This is a genomic window from Bacillus glycinifermentans (assembly GCF_001042475.2).
Classification (GTDB): domain Bacteria; phylum Bacillota; class Bacilli; order Bacillales; family Bacillaceae; genus Bacillus; species Bacillus glycinifermentans.
Window position 1 is genome coordinate 1 of the sequence record NZ_LECW02000026.1, and the last position, 21,412, is coordinate 21,412.

Annotated in this window: 14 protein-coding genes and 1 pseudogene; 6 read left to right on the top strand and 9 right to left on the bottom strand. The window is 48.2% G+C overall.

All coding sequences use genetic code 11. The features are described 5' to 3' along the window. A partial coding sequence (locus AB447_RS15965; RefSeq protein WP_057957654.1) for a Ger(x)C family spore germination protein occupies window positions 1-1,055 on the top strand: 1,055 nt, incomplete at its 5' end. Window positions 1,056-1,089: 34 nt separating this feature from the next. After that, a pseudogene (locus AB447_RS15970) lies at window positions 1,090-2,194 on the top strand (spore germination protein). Window positions 2,195-2,238: 44 nt separating this feature from the next. Here the strand turns inward: AB447_RS15970 and AB447_RS15975 are convergent. Further along, window positions 2,239-3,681 carry an MDR family MFS transporter gene (locus tag AB447_RS15975; RefSeq protein WP_241494780.1) on the bottom strand — a complete coding sequence of 481 codons (1,443 nt, stop codon included), beginning with the start codon at window positions 3,679-3,681 and terminating at the stop codon, window positions 2,239-2,241. Window positions 3,682-3,883: 202 nt separating this feature from the next. Here AB447_RS15975 and AB447_RS15980 point away from each other — a divergent pair, with 202 nt between their 5' ends. After that, the gene (locus AB447_RS15980) at window positions 3,884-4,369 is read left to right on the top strand and encodes a MarR family winged helix-turn-helix transcriptional regulator (RefSeq protein ID WP_048355199.1); all 486 of its coding nucleotides are present in this window, start codon (window positions 3,884-3,886) and stop codon (window positions 4,367-4,369) included. Window positions 4,370-4,412: 43 nt separating this feature from the next. On the opposite strand, the gene hag is transcribed toward AB447_RS15980, so the two are convergent. The 3 genes from hag to AB447_RS15995 all read right to left on the bottom strand — a co-directional run bounded on the left by hag (window position 4,413) and on the right by AB447_RS15995 (window position 9,260). Beyond that, complete coding sequence (hag, locus tag AB447_RS15985; protein ID WP_048355198.1) at window positions 4,413-5,381, bottom strand: flagellin Hag; 969 nt, start codon at window positions 5,379-5,381, stop codon at window positions 4,413-4,415. Between the two features lie 186 nt (window positions 5,382-5,567). Next, window positions 5,568-7,610, bottom strand: coding sequence for a molybdopterin-containing oxidoreductase family protein (locus tag AB447_RS15990; RefSeq protein ID WP_057957655.1), 2,043 nt, complete (start codon window positions 7,608-7,610; stop codon window positions 5,568-5,570). Between the two features lie 222 nt (window positions 7,611-7,832). After that, window positions 7,833-9,260, bottom strand: coding sequence for an MDR family MFS transporter (locus AB447_RS15995; RefSeq protein ID WP_048355197.1), 1,428 nt, complete (start codon window positions 9,258-9,260; stop codon window positions 7,833-7,835). 365 nt (window positions 9,261-9,625) lie between these two features. On the opposite strand from AB447_RS15995, the gene AB447_RS16000 reads away from it, so the two are divergent. Then, window positions 9,626-10,342: a 3-ketoacyl-ACP reductase gene (locus tag AB447_RS16000; RefSeq protein ID WP_048355196.1), complete on the top strand. Its 717-nt coding sequence runs from the start codon at window positions 9,626-9,628 to the stop codon at window positions 10,340-10,342. 47 nt (window positions 10,343-10,389) lie between these two features. On the opposite strand, the gene AB447_RS16005 is transcribed toward AB447_RS16000, so the two are convergent. Continuing rightward, a complete protein-coding gene (locus AB447_RS16005; protein WP_048355195.1) occupies window positions 10,390-11,595 on the bottom strand; it encodes a cytochrome P450 in 1,206 nt (401 codons plus the stop codon). Window positions 11,596-11,908: 313 nt separating this feature from the next. Between AB447_RS16005 and AB447_RS16010 the strand changes: the two genes are divergently transcribed. Next, window positions 11,909-13,468 (top strand): alkaline phosphatase D family protein, encoded by a 1,560-nt coding sequence (locus AB447_RS16010; protein ID WP_057957656.1) that lies wholly within the window; start codon window positions 11,909-11,911, stop codon window positions 13,466-13,468. A gap of 59 nt (window positions 13,469-13,527) precedes the next feature. Here the strand turns inward: AB447_RS16010 and AB447_RS16015 are convergent, their stop codons facing one another. The 4 genes from AB447_RS16015 to AB447_RS16030 all read right to left on the bottom strand — a co-directional run bounded on the left by AB447_RS16015 (window position 13,528) and on the right by AB447_RS16030 (window position 19,233). After that, on the bottom strand, window positions 13,528-15,342 hold the full coding sequence (locus tag AB447_RS16015) for an ABC transporter ATP-binding protein (RefSeq protein WP_048355194.1): 1,815 nt from the start codon (window positions 15,340-15,342) through the stop codon (window positions 13,528-13,530). Next, complete coding sequence (locus AB447_RS16020) at window positions 15,339-17,066, bottom strand: ABC transporter ATP-binding protein (RefSeq protein WP_057957657.1); 1,728 nt, start codon at window positions 17,064-17,066, stop codon at window positions 15,339-15,341. The genes AB447_RS16015 and AB447_RS16020 overlap by 4 nt, the downstream gene beginning before the upstream one ends. After that, the gene (locus AB447_RS16025) at window positions 17,063-17,536 is read right to left on the bottom strand and encodes a MarR family winged helix-turn-helix transcriptional regulator (protein WP_048355193.1); all 474 of its coding nucleotides are present in this window, start codon (window positions 17,534-17,536) and stop codon (window positions 17,063-17,065) included. The genes AB447_RS16020 and AB447_RS16025 overlap by 4 nt, the downstream gene beginning before the upstream one ends. A gap of 122 nt (window positions 17,537-17,658) precedes the next feature. Beyond that, the gene (locus AB447_RS16030) at window positions 17,659-19,233 is read right to left on the bottom strand and encodes an alkaline phosphatase family protein (RefSeq protein ID WP_048355192.1); all 1,575 of its coding nucleotides are present in this window, start codon (window positions 19,231-19,233) and stop codon (window positions 17,659-17,661) included. Window positions 19,234-19,347: 114 nt separating this feature from the next. Here AB447_RS16030 and AB447_RS16035 point away from each other — a divergent pair, with 114 nt between their 5' ends. Continuing rightward, the gene (locus AB447_RS16035) at window positions 19,348-21,276 is read left to right on the top strand and encodes a hypothetical protein (RefSeq protein ID WP_053075420.1); all 1,929 of its coding nucleotides are present in this window, start codon (window positions 19,348-19,350) and stop codon (window positions 21,274-21,276) included. Window positions 21,277-21,412: the final 136 nt, after the last annotated feature.

A 21,412-nucleotide genomic window follows, 5' to 3' on the forward strand; every position in this document is an offset into this window, starting at 1 on the left:
TCATTAGGGGGCTAAATAGATACTATCCGAAAAAAGACCGGATTACGATAACCTACCAGTATGTAAACGAGCAGGCAGCCGGTTCGCAGGCATCCGGAGGAGGCGGGGGTACGGGACAAAAATCTTACATTAATGTATACGAAACAGGAGACTCCGTCCAGCAAATCACGACAGAGATAGCATTAAGAAAGGACAGGCCTGTATACAGCCCACATTTAAAGGTAATTGTCATCGCCGCTGATCTCCTGCGCACTTATTCCTTCGATGAACTGCTTGATCAGCCTCTCCGTGATAATGAAATAAGACCAAGCAGCCTCGTCCTCGTCACAAGAGGAAGGGCGAGAGATACGCTTGAACTAAAGGAAACAGGTGAAATGCCGGCGTTTCATCTGCTCAAAATCGTTGAAAATGTCTATCAGGCAAAAAAAATTCTACCTCCTGTGACACTTGCCAAAATGATGGGGAAAATGAGGGCGGGAACAAGCTATTTGATCCAAAATGTGGCGAGTGCAGAAGGAGAAGTTAAATACGCGGGAGCCGCTGCGATCAACGGAAAAACGAATAAACTGATCGGTTTTTTGAATGAACAGGATTTAGACGGGGTGATGTGGATTATCGGAAAGGGAAGAGGAGGCACTGTGAAAACCTATGATCCAAAAACAAAAAAACTGCTGGCCTTGTCGGTGGAATCGATCAACAGTAAGATCAAGCCGATTGTGAAAGGAAATCGTATTGCATTTCAAGTTCATATTACATCTGAAGGGCACCTTGCCGAAAAATGGAGTGCAGCTGAAAAAGCTTTTGACAACAAATTTTTGGAGCGAACAGAAAGGAAATCAGCCCAAACTGTGAAAAAGCTGGCGGAGAAAGCGACTCGAAAAATGCAGAAGGAATATAAAGCTGACCTTGCAGGATTCGGAAATGAACTGAGAATCAAACATCCCCGGCTTTGGGATAAGCTGAAGAATAACTGGGACGAAAGATTTACAGAGATTCCGATTACAATCCACGTTCAGTTTACGATAAAGGACTACGGCACACTTGGCCAGCATTAGACGCAAAAACGAGATGACAAGGCGGTTGATCTCAATGAACAGTGCATATGACAAAATTACGACCTCTCAGGCTATCGTTGTTTTTGTAAATTATATTTTGGCGGCGGGCATTCTTAGCCTGCCCCGGACAGCCGTGCAAGAGATGGGAACACCGGATGTCTGGCTGGCCGTCATATTAGGCGGGATGATTACGATGGCAGCCGGGATAGTCATGGCAAAATTAAGCCAGGGCTACCCTGGAAAAACATTTTTTGAATACGGCGGAGCTATTGTTGGAAAATGGATGGGCATTCTGATCGGCCTGTTTTTTATCGAGCATTTCATTACGATTGCGGCATTTGAAGCTAGAGTAATGGCCGAAATCACCAGCTTTTTTTTGCTTGAAGGAACCCCGCTCTGGGCGATCACGATGACGATGATGTGGGTCGGCCTTTATTCAGTGAAAGCCGGCATGGGAGCGATTGCCCGTTTGTTTGAAATCATATTCCCTATAACAGTGATTATTTTTGACGGTTGTTTTTATGAGCAGCGGACTATTTGAACTGGATAATTTGCGGCCTGTGCTGGGAAAAGGAGTGATGCCGGTGCTGCAAGGAACCAAAGCAACCGTTCTTTCTTTTACCAGCGCGGAAGTGATGCTGTTCCTTTTGGCGTTTATGAAAAAGCCTCAGAAAGGTGTAAAGGTCGTTGTGGTGGGATTGAGCATTTCCTTGATTTTTTACTTGGTAACCGTCATATTTGTTATCGGCGCGCTTTCTGTCGACGGTGTCGTTACAAGAACCTGGCCGACGCTTGATCTGATGCGAAGCTTTGAAATTCCCGGTTTGGTATTTGAAAGATTTGAATCTATGCTGCTCACCATCTGGATTATGCAGTTGTTCGCGACATTTGTCATTTCATTTTACGCAGCATCGCTGGGACTGTCCCAGCTGTTTCATATAAATATCACCCCGGTGATGTATGCCTTGCTTCCGGTCATGTATGTGATAGGGATGACACCGAAGAATTTGAATGGCGTATTTCAATTTGGAGACTTCATCAGCCGGCTGGCCGTTATCTTATTTTGCTTGTTGCCGATTCCGCTCCTTATGATCTCAAAAATAAGGAAAAAAAGAGCAAAATCCTCTGCCACACCTTAATAGAAGACACAGATAAAGCCGGAGAAAATACTCTCCGGCTTTGTTTACTTGCTTTTCGCGCTTATGTTCATCCGATCCTTCGGCATAAGGAGCACCAGAAACAAGGCGATGGCCGCTGATAAAATCGCCCATGAAAACGTATGGACAATAGAGTTTGACAGCGCTTCTGTTATCTGCTTTAGGACATCAGGCGGAATCGAAGCTCTCGCGCTTGACAAAATTTGATTTGCGTCATGCCGGGAAGCAGCCCCTGGCACTTCTCCACCTTGAGAAAGATCTGACATTTGTTCCGAAAAACTGTTTTTCTGCAGCATGCCAAAAATGCTGGCGCCGACCGTCATCCCGAGCGAACGCAGAAAGTTGCTTGTTGAAGTCGCAGAACCGCGCTGTTTTGGACCAAAATGGTGAATGGCCGCCATGCTTAAGACGGAGAAGGAAAAACCAACCCCCAGGCCGACGACGATCATATACCCCGTCAACAAGAGGCGGGGAGTACCGGTATTCATCGTACTCAGCAAAGAAAACCCTGCAACTAAAAACAAGCCTGAAATGAGCATGATGTTCCTGTAGCTCATTCTCGTCGTTAAAAAACCGCCGATCTGCGCGGAAATGACTGAGCCGAGCATCATCGGCAGAAGGATGAGCCCGGAATTTGTGGCCGAATCTCCGTATACGCCCTGAACAAATATCGGAATCTGGACGGTAGCCGAAATGAACGTCGCGCCGTAAAATAATGCGACAAGGGTGCTCGCGGCAAACAAACGGTTTTTAAACATATCAAAAGAAATGACCGGTTCAGCAGCCTTTCGTTCAATCAGGAAGAAACAAACGAAAAAACAAGCTGAACTTCCAAAGAGCAGAAGAATGACGTTTGAATTCCAATCGTATGTTTCACCGCCGAGCTCAAGCGCGAACATGAGGCATACTACTGCGCCCACAAGCGTAATCGCGCCGAACCAGTCGATCTTTTGCTTTTCGTGCTGCTTTGCTTCCTGATAAAATAAGAGTATCAAAATGAAAGAAATAAAGCCGAGCGGCAAGTTAATGTAAAACACCCAATGCCAGCTGATGTAATCCGTGATATAAGCGCCGATGAGCGGCCCGAAAATGCTTGACAGCCCGAAGACGGCGCCGAACAGACCCGATATCTTGCCGCGTTTTTCAGGCGGAAAGATGTCAAAAATAATCGTAAAGGCAATCGGTATGAGAGCCCCGCCGCCTATTCCCTGAATGGCGCGGTAGATGCTGAGCTGTTCAATGCTCGTTGCTGTACCGCAGAGCGCAGAGCCGGCCATGAATAAGAGGCTGCCAAAAAGAAAAAAGCGTTTTCGGCCGTACATATCGGACAGTTTCCCGAAAATCGGCATGCCTGCCATTTCGGCGACCATAAACGCAGATACGACCCAGACAAAGCTGTCGAGTCCGCCGAGGTCGCCGACAATCGTACCCATTGCGGTGACGACAATCGTGTTATCCATCGATGCCATGAGTATGGCGAGCAGCAATCCTGCTATAATGAATCCTAATCGCTGATGCTGTGTATGTGACAAAATCATCTTTCTCCTTTAATGAATATTCGGCTTAGCATAGGTTTGGCATAAGAAAATCAATCCTGCTATAATTACTTTATATTAGGAGATAAATATCTTAGCTGCTAAGATATTATGATTTTAAAAAAGGGTGTTTCAGATGTCAAGAAAAAATCAAACGAAAAGAGAGGAACTGATCAAAGAGCTGATCCGGCAGCTGAGATTCAACAGTACGGCAACCGTTTTCATGCACCAGGCGATCGCCGAAAAATTCGAACTGAACGAAACAGATCACAAATGCTTGGAAATCATCGCGCGGAGCGGGAAGTTAACGGCCGGTGAACTGGCGGAAAAAAGCAACTTGACGACAGGGGCGATCACGGGGGTCATCGATCGCCTTGAAAGGGCGGGCTATGTCAAAAGGATGAGAGATTCGGCAGACAGAAGGCGGCTTTTGATCGAGCTCATCCCGGAAAACATGACAGATATTCACAGCTTATTTGAAAACCTGACTGAAGCTTCCGTCGAGTTCCTCAAACGATATACAAATGAGGAGCTGGGCATTATCACCGATTTTGTGAAAAACAGTGCCGAATTTGCTGCGAACTATGCAAAACAGCTAAGAAAATCGGCAAAGAATGTATAAGTGAACAAGGCCCCGGCGTTTTAGCCGGCGCCTTTATTCATATTTAGCGAAGAAGCTGAAGCACGTTTTGCGGCTGCTGATTGGCTTGGGCAAGCATCGCTTGGGACGCTTGAGAAAGAATGTTGTTTTTAGTAAACTCGCTCATTTCTTTCGCCATATCTACGTCGCGGATCCGGGATTCTGCAGCCGTTAAGTTCTCAGATGAAGCACTGAGATTGTTGATCGTGTGTTCCAGGCGATTTTGAACGGCTCCGAGCTTTGAACGCTGCGCCGATACTTGCTTCGTTGCAGCGTCAATGGCTGCAAGCTGGTTTTCAAACGAGTATTTCTTCTTGTCATCGTCGCTTAAATCCGTACCGTCCTTATTTTTTCCGGTTAATTTCGTGACATCGATCTCGGCGATTTTAAACCCGGCAGTCGTCACCGTTTTCCCGTCTTCACCCTCTGATGTGCCGTCTGCCAGCCCTAAAGCAGTGACGGACATGTTCTCGATGTTCACGCTGATCGTTTGGCCGCTGTTCGCCCCGATTTGGAATTGCAGTTTTTCCCCTCCATCAGACTTGAACGTGCCGTCCAAAAGGTTCTTTCCGTTGAATTGCGTACGGTCGGCTATTCCTTTGCTCGCATTTTCGCCTTCTGTCCCGCCGATCTCTTCAAGCAAAGAGCTGATTTCGTCCTGGATGGCGCTGAGATCAGTCGTATCCTGCGTACCGGTGTTGTTGGCCTGAACGGTCAGCTCACGGATGCGCTGAAGGATGGAGTGGGTTTCGGTTAATGCCCCTTCAGCCGTTTGAATAAGAGAAATCCCGTCTTGAGCGTTTTTAGAAGCCATTTCAAGACCTCTGATCTGCCCTCTCATTTTTTCCGAAATCGCAAGTCCTGCAGCATCGTCTCCGGCGCGGTTGATGCGAAGTCCTGAAGAAAGCTTTTCCATGTTCTTCTGGCTTGCATTGCTGTTTGCCGACAACCGGTTCAGCGTGTTAAGCGCTGCAATGTTGTGGTTAATCCTCATGTTTCTTTACCTCCGTGTAAGTAGATTGAGACCTTCTAATAAAGATCCCCGTCGGGACCTGACATATTTTGTATCGGCACCAATTTACTATTTTTAATAAAATAGCCTTATATTTCAAAAAAAGGACATATTTAAGTAAAACGAATCGTAAACGCGAAAAAGACCGGTGAATATTCACCAGTCTTATCAATCCATTTTTTCAATTTGCACTCTTCCTGAAAAAAAGGTTGCTCCTCCGCCCATGTCGGCTAAACGGTCCGGGGTTAACGCATTGACGAGATAATTCTTTCCGTCTTTGTCGGCCCACAGTCCTTGGCTGACGACGACGCCGGGAAGGACGTTTTCTCCGACCGCTGCGGTCAGGACGCACTCTCCGCGGTCATTCCGAATTTTTACGGAGTCGCCGTTTTCGATGCCTTTTTCTTCCGCGTCTTTCGTGTTGATATGGAGCTTTGGTTCCTTTTCCAATTTGATATGTTTTTCGTTATTTGAAAACGTCGTATTCAAGAAATTATGGTTCGGCCCGGGCACGAATAAAAACGGGTATTCTCCCGTCTCCAGAAGGGGAGTATGAGTCGGCAGGGCGGGATAGCCGGCCTGTTCCATCTTTTTCGAATACAATTCGATTTTTCCGCTTGGCGTCGGAAGCCGCTCGGGAAAAATGGCCTTTCTTTTCGCTTTGACAAAATGCTTTTCAGACAGGCTGTCAAAATCGATTCCGTCAAGCCACGGATTAGCAGGATAATCAAGGGCCTGCCTGATCATCTCTTCATCCGAATCCTTCAGCGGCTCATCGTCAAAACCCATCGCCTCTGCGAGAAGTCGAAACACTTCTGAGTTGGATTTGCTCTCGCCGTACTTTTCGATGACGGGTCTTTGCAATTGCGTGTAGTGGTGCCAGTACGATGTGTAAAAATCCGTATTTTCAAAAGCGGAAGAGGCGGGCAGTACGATATCGGCATACCGCGCGGTTTCCGTTAAAAATAAATCGTGCACGACCGTAAACAGGTCTTCGCGCTCGAGTCCTTTTCTGACCTTGTTTGCTTCAGGGGCGACAACGGCCGGATTGCTGCTGTATACAAATAAAGAGCGGATCGGCGGATCGATTTCCAGGAGGGCCTTGCCAAGCTGATTCATGTTGATGACCCTCGGTGTTCTGCCGTTCAGCAAGTCAGGGCGCTGCAGCGCTTTTGTATTATAGGCCAAAAAGGCGGTATTGCCTTTAATCGCGCCGCCTCCTTTTACCGTCCATTGACCCGTAATGGCAGGCAGACAGGCGATCGTCCGGACGATCATGCCTCCGTTGTCATGATGCTGAAGCCCGTTCCCGATGCGGATGAGGGAAGGGGAGGTCCTTCCGTACAGACGGGCCAGCTCGACGATATCCTCGCGGGGAACGCCGGTAATCGCCGCAACCGTATCTGGATCGTACTGTAAAACATGCCGGCGCAGTTCTTCATGGCCGACCGTATATTCTTTAAGAAATGTTTCATCGGCCATGCCTTCGGCAAATAAAACGTGCATGATGCCGAGAGCAAGGGCGCTGTCTGTGCCCGGCAGGATCGGGATAAACCAGTCAGCCATTCTGCCGGTCTGATTTTTATGAACGTCGATGACAATGATTTTTGCGCCGTTTTTTCTCGCCTTTTGGGCGATTGTTATTTGGTGCATGTTCGTTGAGACCGCGTTGATTCCCCAGAATACAAACAGCTTCGTCTCCGTTGTATCTTCGGGATCTGTGCCGATGCTTCCACCCATCGTATATTGATACCCAACTGAGCCCGCAGGGGTGCAGATGGCCCGTTCAAGCCGGCTTGATCCGAGACGGTGAAAGAAGCGCCTGTCCATTCCTTCGGCTGTCAAATTCCCCATATTTCCGTAAAAACTGTAGGGCAAAATGCTTTCCGGGCCTTCTTTTTCGATCAGCTCCGTCCAGCGGGTGCGAATCGTTTCGATCGCTTCATCCCAGCTGACCGGTTCGAATGTCGCGGATCCTTTCGGGCCCGTCCGTTTCAGCGGCGTCTTCAGCCGCTTCGGATCGTAAATACGCTCCGTCATGTTGCGGACTTTATTGCAGATGTTGCCCTGTGTGACCGGATGATCCGGGTCGCCTTGAATTTTAACGATCTTTCCGTCTTTTTTATGAACGAGAAGACCGCATTGATCAGGGCAGTCAAGTGAACATACGGATTTGAAAATGCCGTCCTTTTGATGAACATAAGATTCCATGGACTCCGTTCCTTTCCGATGAAAAAATGAATATGATTCTAGCATTATATCATGTCACAACATCCCGTCAATTCTGAAAAATCCGATTGTCAGGACACTTTGCCTGTTTTCTGTACAAAAATCACCGATGAAGGAGAGGGGGCTAAGAATTTGCCGGTATCTCACATTTCATAAAAAACCCCCGGCATTCTCCTGATGGAAAAGCCGGGGGCTTGAAAGATCCTAGTTTTCGTCAAAATCCGGCGCAACCGCCTTTTTTATGAATAATGAGATCAAGAAAGCGATGCAGGCCAATGCCAGTGCAAACCAGTAGGCGTGATGGACGCCGTGCGTCATTGCTTGATTCATGATTTGCTCGCTGGCCGGCGCCTGTTGTTTTTCCAGGAAGCTTTGTCGTCCCTGGCTCATGATGCTTACAAAAACCGAAACGCCGAGAGCGCCCGCTACAGGCTGCAATGTGTTGGAGATGGCTGTTCCATGCGGATACAGCTTCTTCGGCAGCTCATTCAGCGCATTCGTCTGTGCAGGCATCATGATCGCGGAGATCGACAGCATCAGGACGATATACACCAAGATAAACGACCATATCGGAATGGAAGGACCGATGTTGCTGAAGAAAACCATGACGCCGACTAATACGACGGTGCCCGGTATGATGAGCTTTCTCGGTCCGAGTTTATCGAATAAGCCGCCCATCGCAGGCGACATGAGGCCGTTCAGCAGCGCACCGGGAAGCAGCAGTAGCCCGGCGGTCTTTGCAGATAAGCCCAGAGGGCCCTGCAAATACATCGGCATCACAATTTCCGAAGCAAACATCGCCATAATGACGATGACAAAAAGAATAAGACCGCGCGAATAATTTTGATAGGCAAACACGCGCATATCCAATAACGGCTCTTCCAGCTTCAATTGACGAAGCACGAACAGCACAAGGCTGATCAGTCCGACCGCGATCACTGTAATGACTGTCGCGGATGCAAAGCCATGCGAAGCTTCTCCGGCGCTGCTGAAGCCGTAAACCATGCCTCCGATTCCGATCGTTGACAAAATGATCGATAAAACGTCTGCGCGGGGGCGCGTTACTTCTCCGACGTTTTGCAAATACTTCACGGCGAATAGAATCGAAAAAACCGCAAACGGAATCACGATGATAAACAGCCAGCGCCAGCCTAATAAATCAACGATAACCCCTGATAATGTAGGACCGATTGCTGGAGCAAACATAATCACCAGGCCGAACGTCCCCATAATCTTTCCGCGGACTTCCGGGCGGTACATTAAAAGCAAAGCGTTCATAATAATAGGAATCAACAACCCGGTGCCGACAGCTTGAATCATTCGTCCGGCCAGCAGCATCGGAAAATTCACCGAACAAGCTGCAATGACCGTTCCAACTAAAAATACGGTCATCACGCCGATAAACATCTGCCTTGTTGTAAACCATTGAATGAGGAGAGCCGACACGGGCATTAAAACGCCCATTACAAGCATAAAGCCGGTCGCCAGCCATTGAACGGTTGCGGCATTAATGCTGAAGGCATCCATTAATTCGGTTAAGGCAATATTGAGCAATGTTTCGTTTAATATTGCAAAGAATGCGCCAATCATAAATGTAATCAGTATTGCTTTGGAATTAAGCTTTTGTTCCATACCATTCCTCCTGTAAAAACGATCTTGCCGAAGCCGGGCATGTTCCGCTTCAGACAGCTGTCATATAAAATGAAGACTTGACCCAGAGTCAAATCCCCTCGTGTATCATCTGTGTTTTCGTTTTATCTGTTTACGTGTCTCCACCGCCATTTTATAGACTTTTTTCTTACGATTGGCAACTATATGAGTATACTTGGTCTTTGCCATTTTTACAATAAAATTGTCAGGTTGTTTCTTAAATCGCCGGCGTTATAAGACACTTGTCGGGTATTTTTACGAAACGCCGGCCCGAGCATTTTATTTGTTAACGATTTGGGATTTCTTTATACTTTTCATGTACATACATATTGAAAGGAAGTTTTGCTATGCAATCTCTACAAAACAAAACGGCCCTGATTACAGGAGGAGCCAGAGGGATCGGCCGTGCAGCCGCAATCGCCCTGGCGAAAGAGGGCGTTCATATCGGTCTTGTCGGCCGTACGATGGCCAACCTTGAAAAAACGGCGGCAGAGCTGAATGCTTTCGGCGTGAACGTGTCGATTGCAGAAGCGGATGTGAAGGATTTAAAAGCCGTGGAAAACGCGGTTGAATCTGTAAAAAAAGAGCTCGGCAGCATCGATATTCTCATTAATAATGCCGGAATCGGCGGTTTTGCAGGTTTTCTTGAACAGACTCCTGAGGAATGGGAGAATATCATCCAAGTCAACCTGATGGGCGTATACAACGTAACCCGCGCCGTTCTGCCTGATATGATTGAAAGAAAAGCAGGAGACATCATTAATATTTCTTCAACAGCGGGTCAAAGAGGCGCTGCAGGCACGAGCGCTTACAGCGCATCTAAATTTGCCGTCCTCGGCCTGACAGAATCGTTAATGCAGGAAGTCAGAAAGCACAACATCCGGGTGAGCGCACTTACGCCAAGCACAGTCGCCACAGATTTGGCAATCGAATCAAAATTGACCGACGGAAACCCTGAACGCGTCATGCAGCCGGAAGACCTTGCGGAATTCATGGTGGCGCAGCTTAAATTGCACCCGCGCATTTTCATTAAATCTGCAGGTATGTGGTCAACAAATCCATAAAAGAAAAAAGGACGAGCGCCCATAGGGCCTTGTCCTTTTTCTGTCATTTAATATAAAAGCCGTACCGGAAGCCGGCGGACGCCGAAAACAAACGGACTTTGAATCGCTTCAAGATTCACCCGGTCATCCCTTTCAATCGATGCATGCCGAAGCAAATGCGACAGGGCAATGTTCGCTTCAAGACGGGCGAGGGGAGCCCCAAGGCAAAAATGGATGCCAAAGCCGAAACTCATATGCGGATTTGACTTGCGGTCAAGCCTGAAGGATTCGGGATCGTCAAACTTGGTTTCATCCCGATTGGCCGATGCCACCCAGCTGATGACGGAAGAGCCTTTTGCAACCGGGACGCCCCTGATCTCGGTATCTTGGGCTGCGACGCGTCCGATCGCCTGTACGGGCGGATAGTAGCGCAGCGTTTCTTCAACGAGATGAGGCACGAGGGACAAATCATGTCTGACGGTCTCCTGTGTGTTTGCGTCCTCCGTTAGATAGCGGACGGCATTGGCGATCAAATTGGTTGTCGTTTCATTGCCGGCCACCAATAGAAGCGTGCAAAAACCGAGCAGTTCCTCTTCAGTTAATTTCTCTCCTTCTACCTCAGCCTGAATCAAAAGCGAAATCAAATCTTCTTTGGGCGACTTCTTGCGTTCCTCGATAATCGTTTTAAAGTAGTCTTTTAAATATTCATTGCCTTCTTTGCGTCGTTTGCTCATCAGTTTGACGGCTTCGTCCGAGCTGTCTGAAGCGCCTGAAACCAATATATCTGAATAATGTTTGAACATGCTGCGGTCTTCAGGCGGAACACCGAGCAGCTCAGCAATGATAATCACAGGGAGGGGAGCTGCCAAATCGTCTACCATATCAAACGGATGCCTGTCTCTTGCTTCATCAAGCAGAAAGGCTGTCACTTCGCCGATGTGCGATTCAAGCTGCTTCACCGCCTTCGGTGTAAAAGCCTTATTGACGATCGCCCTCATGCTTGTATGTCGCGGCGGATCCATCGTCAGCATGGTTTTTCCCTGCATGTCCCCGCCGCGTTTTGAAGAAAAGAGCTTTGGCGTTTTCAATACATATTGAACATCTTCATAAGCGAAAATATCCCAGCACTTTCGATCGTCATCGAAGCGCACAGGGCTTGTCTGCCGAAGCCGGTTATAAATAGGGAACGGGAAGAGCCGGTCTTCGCTTGAGCTGATTTCTTTCATCGGAATCCAATTCGCGTAACGGTTGCTGGTTTGAATCGAATTTGTCATGGTAACTCTCCTTTTTTGAATCAGTCGAAATAGATGTCCATGAACCGGTTCATACCATTACGTTAGCACCCTTTTTACGTTTGTTTCAACGGACATATTTTGAAAAAATTGTCAACCGGACGAAAGTTGCGCTTTGAAAAGGGACAAAATATGCGGTTCTCATATGGAATGTATTTACATATAAGGGCGTGTCTGTTACATTTTAAATAGCAGTATATTTTAATAGATGAAAGGAATGATGACGCTTACAAAAAAGTGAAGCTGCCGGAAAGCTCTTGGCTGTTTTCAATTTAATCGTAAAGGAGACTGTGATATGAAAACAAACGTTTCAGAGTCTTTTCACGAGAAAACCGCAGGCGGTCGTTTGCTGACAGCAGAATCAGACGGGAGGACATCGGCGGAAAAAGTGCCGAAGTTTACCGCATACCCGTTTACGTTAGGGGTTTCGTCAGGAGAACCTCTTCCCGACGGAGTAGTGCTGTGGACCCGTCTTGCTCCAGAGCCGCTTAATGGGGGAGGGATGCCTCCTGAAGACGTGACCGTAAAATGGGAAGTCGCCCGCGATCTTGAATTCCGGGAGATCGTCAGGCAAGGAGTAGAGACAGCCAAACGGGAGTATGCCCATTCTGTTCATGCCGAAGTCGACGGGCTTGAACCTGACACCTTTTATTATTATCGCTTCCATGCGGGTTATGAAACCAGCCAGACCGGCCGTACGAAAACGCTTCCCCTCCAAACCGCCCCTGTTGATCAGCTTGTATTCGCTTTTGTCTCATGCCAGCATTTTGAAGAAGGATATTACACTGCATACCGCCGGATTGCCGAAGAAGAACTCGACTTTGTTTTGCATTTAGGCGATGCGATTTATGAGTACGGCCCAGGCACTAACGCTAAAAATGTCCGCCTTCATAAAGGTGCGGAAACCTTGACCATCGACGACTACAGAACGCGCCACGCCCAGTACTTGTATGATCGCGACTACAAGCTTGCCCGCTCGATTTTCCCGTGGATCGTGACATGGGACGACCATGACGTAGAAAACAACTATGCCGGGCTGACTCCAGAAAAAAACCAGCCTCCTGAACCTTTTATCCTCAGGCGGGCAAGCGCATATCAGGCCTTTTACGAACATATGCCGCTCAGACGCTCGTCGATGCCAAGGGCTGAGGATATGCAGATGTACCGGAAAGTCACATACGGCGACTTGGCGGAGTTTCTTATCCTTGATACCCGGCAATATCGGGACGATCAGGCCAATCAAGACGGCAATAAGCCTCCGAGCTTTGAATCGACCGACCCTTCAAGGACGATTTTAGGACATGAACAGAAAAAATGGCTGTATGACGGACTTCGCCGTTCGAAATCGACCTGGAATGTCCTCGCCCAGCAGGTCTTTTTTTCGCAGGTCGATCACCAGGACGGTGATGTAAAAGTATTGCCGATGGATGGGTGGGACGGATACTCGGCCGAGCGAAACGAGGTTGTCGAATTTTTGCAAAAGCAGCATATTTCAAATCCCATCGTTTTGACAGGGGACGTTCATACGAACTGGGTTTTTGATATCAAAAGCGATTTTGATAACCCCAATTCGACAACGGTCGGCGCTGAATTTGCCGGAACCTCTGTGACGTCTGGGGGAGATCGTGCGAATACCATCAAAAATCCTGACATCCTTTATGCAGAAAATCCCCATTTGAAATTTTTTAACGATCAGCGCGGCTATGTCCGCTGCACGGTAACGCCGCAGCACTGGCGCACCGATTACCGGCTTCTCGAGTATGTATCAAGACCTGGTGCACCGATCGAAACCGTTGCTTCATTCATTTGCGAGAATGGACGGCCTGGTGTCCGCCGCGTCTATGAAAATATGTAAATAAAAAGGACTGTGCCTTAAAAAGCGTATCGGCGCTTTTTAGGCACAGCCTTTTCTTTTTAGCTGACGGCTTCCTCCTTTGAAAACTGGCTGTTGTACAAATCTGCATAAAAGCCTTTTAGGCGCAGAAGCTCTTCGTGGTTTCCTTTTTCAATAATATCCCCATTTTTCATTACGAGAATGAGATCCGCATCTTTAATCGTAGAAAGACGATGGGCAATAACAAAGCTCGTGCGGTTTTCCATCAGACTGTTCATCGCTTTTTGAATGTTCATTTCCGTCCGGGTATCGACGCTGCTTGTCGCTTCATCCAAAATCAAAATCTTTGGATCTGCCAAAATCGCTCTGGCAATCGTCAGCAATTGCCGCTGCCCCTGGGAAATGTTTTGCGCATCTTCGGCCAATACCGTGTCATAGCCGTCGGGGAGGGTGCGGATAAAATCGTCGGCATAGGCGCTTTTGGCCGCCTGAATGATTTCCTCTTCTGTCGCGCCTTCGCGTCCGTATGCGATATTGTCGCGGATCGTTCCGTTAAACAGCCATGTGTCCTGAAGTACCATCGCAAACATGCTTCTTGCCTGTTCGCGCGACAAATCGGTGAGATCCGTGCCGCCGACTTTGATTTTGCCGCTGTTTACTTCATAAAACCTCATCAGCAGGTTGATAATCGTCGTTTTGCCGGCACCGGTCGGTCCGACAATCGCGATTGTCCGGCCTTCTTTGACATCAATGTTTAAATCGCGGATCACCGGAACGTTTTCATCATAGCCGAACGCGACGTGTTCAAATGATACATCGCCTTTTAATGCCGCAAGATCGAGATCGGCAGGCGTTTCCCTCATTTCCTCTTCCTCATCCAAAATGCTGAACACCCGTTCCGCGGAAGCGATCGCCGATTGGATCGTGTTGGCGATGCCGGCGACTTGGACAAGCGGCTGAGAAAACTGCTGGGTGTATTGAACGCCTCCGACCAGGATCGTTCCGTTTAAAACAAAAATGCCTCCTGTAATGCTGACGAAAACATAGCCGAGGTTTCCGATGAACGTCATCATCGGCATCATTAATCCGGAAATAAACTGCGATTTCCAGCCGGATTGGTACAGACGCTCGTTTATTTCGTCAAACTGCTGAATCGCTTTGTCTTCATGGCCGAACGCTTTCACTTCCTGATGGCCAGTAAACATTTCCTCAACATGCCCGTTAATGGAGCCGATTTCCTTCTGCTGCGCGGCAAAGTGCTTTTGCGAGAAAGAGGCAATCAGTTTCACGGCAAGCATGCTGAGCGGAATCGTGATGCACACGACAAGCGTCAGCACCGGACTGATCAACAGCATCATGATGATGATTCCCAAGATGGTGATAACCGATGTGATCATTTGCGTGAGAGCCTGCTGAAGCGATGTATTGATGTTGTCAATATCGTTGACCGCGCGGCTCAGTGTATCACCGTGCGAATGTTTGTCAAAATATTTTAAAGGAAGCCGCGAGAGTTTTTCATTGACTTCCTGGCGCATTTCAAAAATGGTTTTTTGGGCGACTCCGGCCATCAAGTACTGCTGCAAAAATGTAAATAGAGCAGAAAGTAAATACAGCCCTGCAAGGATCAGCGTAATCCGGCCGAGAAATCCAAACTGTACGCCCGTTCCCTTCGTAAAGCTTTCGAAAAGGGAAGAGGTGGCATCTCCAAGAAGCTTTGGACTGATGACATTGAACAATGTCGATAAAATCGCCGCGATGATGACCAGCACAAGCTGAAACGTCCGCGGCTTCAAATAGCCGGCAAGCCTTAAAATCGTTTTCTTAAATTCTTTCGGTCTTTGCTGCTGCATAACAGGAGTCATAGAGCCTGGATGCCGATGTTCTTTTTTGCTCATGCGCTCTCCTCCTCAGTCTGCTGGGATGCGACGATCTCCTGATAGATGTCGTTTTCTTCCAGCAGTTGTTGGTGTGTGCCGATGCCGGCGATTTTTCCTTCGTTTAACACGATGATTTGGTCGGCTTCAGTGATCGTGCTTACCCTTTGGGCGACGATAATGACGGCCGCATCAGCGGTTGTTTCTTTCAGCGTCTTTCTCAGCTTTTGGTCTGTTTTGTAATCTAGCGCTGAAAAGCTGTCGTCAAACAGGTAGATTTCCGGTTTCCTGACGAGGGCGCGGGCGATCGAAAGGCGCTGCTTCTGTCCGCCTGAGAGGTTGGCGCCGGCTTGCTCGATATACGAGTCGATGCCGTTTTCCTTTTCCTTGACGAACTCTGAAGCCTGGGCGGTTTCAAGCGCTTCTAACACTTCCTCGTCTGTCGCATCTTCTTTTCCGAATAGGACATTTTCTTTGATTGTTCCGCTGAATAAAGAAGCCTTTTGCGGAACGTAACCGATCTTTTCGCGCAGCTCTTTCTGCGGCATCTTTCTGACGTCCGTTCCGTCTACGAGAACCGAACCTTTTTCAACGTCGAAAAATCTTGGGATCAGTTGCAGAATCGTCGTTTTCCCGGCACCCGTGCTTCCGATGATCGCGGTCATTTCACCAGGCTTTGCATGAAACGAAATGTCTTCGATGACGGGTTTTTCGGCTCCGGCATAGCGGAATGTGACGCCTTTAAATTCAACATGACCGCGGAGGCCGGTATGTTCTGAAGGCTGCTTAGGATCTGTGATATTCGGCTTGATCAACAGCACTTCGTTAATCCGGCCGGCGGAAGCCTGAGCCCTCGGGATCATCACGAACGTCATCGCAAGCATGATCAAAGCGAACAAAATCATCGATGCATACTGGAGGAACGCCATTAAATTTCCGACCTGCATATCGCCTTGATCAATGCGGATTCCGCCAAACCAGATGATCGCGATATTTGTAAAATTCATCATGATCATCATCACAGGGAATAAAAACGCCATAATTCTGTTGACAGCGATGCCGGTATCGCGGAATTCCTGATTGGCCTTCCGGAATTTTTCCTTTTCATGATCTGCGCGGTTAAACGCGCGGATGACGCGGACGCCTGTCAGCCCTTCGCGAAGGACAAGATTGAGGCGGTCTGTCTTTTTTTGCAGAACGCCGAAAAGGGGAACGGCTTTTCTTGTGATCAGAAAAATCAGTCCAGCCAAAATCGGCAGTGACGCCACAAAAATCAAGGACAGCTTCGCATCCCTGTATACGGCCAAAACGATGCCGCCGATCAGCATGAGCGGCGCTCTTGTCATCAATGACAGCATCATATTCAGCACATCCTGAACTTGCTTTACATCGTTCGTCGTCCGGGTGATAAGGGAGGAGGCGCCGACTTTTCCAAACTCCTCAAGCGAATAATGTTCGACTTTGACAAACAGCTCTCTGCGGATGTCTCTGCCGAAAGCAAGGGATGTTCTGGAGGCGAAAAATGCTTTTCCCATCGTCATTAAAATCGCGAGGAGCGAGCAGACCACCATCCATACGCCGATTTTCAGGATATATGTAATATCCGAGTTCACAATGCCGATATCGACGACATCTGCCATTAACGTCGGCAAATAAAGCTCCAGCATGCTGCCGAGCAGCGTAAAAAGCGCTACAAAGACAACTTGCAATTTGTAAGGTTTTAAGTATTTTAAAAGAGAAATCATGTTTCAACCTTCTTTTCAGTTTTTTTGCATTCAATAAAATCGGACATTTTATGAATCAGATCGGCAAACTGCTTGCTCTCTGTCTCGCCGATATACGAGACGAGCTGGCCGAACCACTGATTCAGCTTTTTGTGCACATCGTCCGCCGCGCTTCTTCCCGCTTCTGTTAAAAAAATGCGGACGATCCGCCGGTCTGCTTGATCCATGCGGCGGAAAATCAGCCCTTTTTGCTCGAGTCTGTTTAAAAGCTGTGTCACAAAAGGGGACGTGACATTCAAGGACCGGCTGATTTCCGATACCTTTTTGCCTTCTCGCCCCGTTGTTTCATTTAAAAACATCAACGCTTTGGCTTCGTTTTTTTTCCACTCCATTTCAGGGAACGACCGGCTCATTTCCGAGCGGCGGAGCCGCTTAAAAGCGCAGATTAATTGCTCAACCGCCGCATTACGGTTGATTTCGTTTGGTTTCATAATGGCACCTGCTTCTCAAATTTAATTAAGTAAGTAAACTAATTAGCTATCATTATATTACATACAACAGCAAAATCGTGTCAACGAAAAACCTCTGAATAAAAAAGCCTGACTGTGTCAGGCTACTTGGCGAGTTTGAGGAAAAAATCTTTTAAATCGACGTGGCGAAAATGCCCGGGCGTTTCTTGGGAACCTATGATGATCATCGGAGCGAGGCTATCCGTTTTATAAAGAGAGCCGTGTCCGCCTCCACCGGGGTGTATCGGCGATGTGTGATCGGCAAATTGGAAACCAGGCTTTGCATCAGCGATGATATACCGGCCGGGATGGGAGTGACAGGCGCTGAAAAGCCGGGCAAGGGCATCGGGATAATCGCCGTAGGAAAGAGACGTTCCGTCAGCCGACAGATCCAATACGGAAAAATCCCCGTCGATCGTCCAGGTTTGTCCGTACTGATCGGCATATGCTCCGCCGGGACGGAAGCGAAGCGGCTTTCCAGCTTTTTTTGAGGTAGCATATACCCAGCCGCCGTCTTTCCAGGCTGCAAAGCCGACCCTTTCATCTTGCGCGAGCGGCTTTACGGCGTCATTTACAGATATGCTTTGATCAAGCATATATATAAATGCCATCCTGTCGTTTACGCCGAACATCAGCTGATCTTTCTCACTGGGCCTTTTATCAATTTTCGGAATCCGGTAATCGTCAAAAAGAGAGCGAAGCCGAATCACCGACTTTTGTCTGTCGCGGCCGATGGACGTCTGGCCGCCGTCTCCCATAACGATCCATACCGCTTGTTCGGCGGCCGCATCCCAGGAATCGTAGGCGTTTAAAATGCGCTGAAGCTGCTGATCCGTTTTTTCCAATCCGCTTACATCCGCCGGTCCTTTATGATGAGTGCTGTGATCATTATCGGGAAAATAGGCCACGGTCAGGGAAGGAAGCTTGTGTTTCTTGATCAAATACGACAATTCCTGTGCAGTGAATTTGTTATTCAGCCCGTATCCGTTCCAAATCCGCTGATAGCGGTTATGTGGATCTGCTTGGGAAAAACGGCCGAACGAAAAGATAGCCGGGCCCTTTACGGCCATCTTTTCAGGCATCAGGCCAAGGCGTTTGACAGGAGGCGGAATGTTCAGGTCATGATCGTAGCCGCCGCGATATACGAGGCCGTTGATGGAAGCGGAGTGCTTCCCCCGTTTTTCCAGTTCTTCGTGAACCGTTTTTACCTGCGGGCTTAAATGTTTTTGATTTAAAGCATACATGGCGTCTTTGATCGGCTGTTTCACGCCGAGTGCAGCGATGTCGTTTTTGCCGCTCCCGTAGTTGACGATCCGATGTTCGTCCTCGTTATACCAGACAAGTCCTGCAACGCGATGACGGTCAGGATAAGCGCCCGTCATGATGGTGTTGTCAATCGAAACAGACATGGTCGGATATGCGTTGACGGCTCCCGGATGGTAGCGGCCCTTTTCAAAAAAGAATCGAAGGGCCGGAGCTCGTCCTTCGTTGATGGCCTTTTTCAAAGACCGGTCCATTAAAGAATCAACGATCAGTACGATGACGGGTTTATCTGCCGTTTTGACCGCTTCGATGTTTTCAGCCGCCGGCGTCTGTCTTTCCTTGCCGGCATTGATCCATATGATAAATGAGAACAGTGCGAATAAGAGAACGATTGCAATGATGGTCAATTTTTTCATATGGCTTCATTCCTTTTCAAATGGACGGATGATAAGCATATTTTGCCATGGACGTCTGACATATATAGCTGGTAAAACGGGGAAATCTAATGATTTAGAAAGGGGTAAAACGACGTGAGAAAACATAAATTCACAGTGATCCTTGTAATCGCCGCGATTTTAATCGCCTCCGCCTTTTTGACGCTAAGATGTCTTGAACCCGAATATGCTTATATGCCGCCAAAAGAAAAAGTCATCTCAAAAGAAAACAGGACGAACGGATATGACGTGTGGGGAACATTCGTTTCAAACAAAGAGGCTGACCGCCTGCGGGTTTCAAGCCAAAAGGGTGCGGTAAAAGTCGATGATCGGCTCCATCATTTGGGCAGGGACGTATTTTATAAGGAAACGTTCGGCAACGAGGTTTTTTTGACTGACATCCTGGGGCTCCTTGACGGACCGATCACGGTTCAGAATATGACTAAAGCGATTGCCGCGCTCAAAGGGAAAGGAACGACCAATTTACGGGTTGAGCTCGCCAAAACGGTGAAAATCGGCGGAAAGACGTTTAAAAAAGGGGAGATGATCGATACCGGAATCGATGTACCGAAAGGGGCCTTTGCTCCCCTCGGAATGCCGTTTAAATATTCAGACGGAAAAATCAAAGTCGGCATCAGCTGCGCCGCCTGCCATGCGACGACACATCCGAAAACGATGCAGGTGATGGAAGGGGTGACAAATCCGGATTTGAACACCGGATTGATGCTGGCCCTTGCGACAAATTCGGCCGCTTATTTTACACATTCAGAAATCAAAAGCATCAAACGTTTTATCAACGATAGCAGTCCGGTGATTACTGTGGCAGACGGCAAGAAAGAGCGCCTTCCCGATCCGGATAAGCTTGAAAACGCAGTCGATCAAGTTTTTCTAAAATGGCCGAGGGGCTTTTTCGACTCGACGATCGATATGAAAAGCAATCCGACGCAAATTCCGGATGCTTATACATTGGGCGACCATCCATACAGCTGGAGCGGAGCCGCCATGGCCGGTCCGTTTAAAGGCTTAAGCGTATTCAGCAACAACGTTCATGCACAAAACTCTGACAGCCTCTCACAAGCCCCCGGAAGCCGGGCTCTTTTCGGAATGAGTCCTGACGTATACATCGGAACGATTCTCCAGCGCGCGGCAGATCGGTCGTATCGCTATCATCCTGAAAAAGGGAAAAGCCCTTCTGCGTTTTTTGCAAAAGCTGATCCGACCCCGGGTGTTCCTGGCGTCAATCAGATGGTCAGGCCGCCAAGCTTTCCGAAGATTACGCTGGCTGCGCCGGACGGTGTTCACGTCGGTTCTCCGGACAAAAAGGCAAATGAAGAAAACAACGCCGTTTCCGCTTGGCAAAACACGCTTGAACCTCCGAAGCCGCCGCAAAAAGCGGGCAGGGAGTCAATCGAACAAGGAAAAGCCGTTTTTGCAAAAGCAGGGTGCATATCCTGCCATGCCGGCCGTTATTTCACGAATAACAAGGTCATATCGGCGAAAGAAATCGGCACTGAGCCGACAAGGGCCCAGTCTTTCAAAAAAACGGAAAAGATCTTTGGCGAAAGCACGATGTACGCGCCGAATACAACGGTTCCGGTTAAAAGCGGCGCAAAGGTGCTCAAGGTGCCGACAAACCATTTTGATCAAAAGCAAGTCGAACTGGCATGGGCGAAAAACGGCTCGCCGGGCGGCTATAAAGTCCCAAGCCTTATCGGGCTGTATTGGAGCGCCCCGTACTTGCACGACGGCGGAGCTGCGGTCGGAAGCTCACTCAAGGAAACAGGCATCACGGAAACATTGGCAAAAGGCAAACCGGCCGACCCTTACAACAGCCTGCTCGCTTTGATCGACAGGGATCTCAGGGCTCGCGTGATCAAGAGCAATGCGGCTTCACCGGATCTAAAAGCCGTCAGAATCACAGGGAAGGGACACGAATTTTGGATCGACCCGAAAAGCGGTTTTTCTAAACAGGAACAGAAAGCAGTCATCGACTATTTAATGAGCCTTGACATGCCGAAGAAATAAGGGAATGGCCGCCTTTTTTGAAGGCGGCCATTTTAATAAAGAAGAAACTCAATCGGGAATAAAAAGACAAAAAATTCAGATATTTATTTTCTTTTATGATAAAATAAGATCAGCCAAGCGAAGGCGCCCGGCTGAT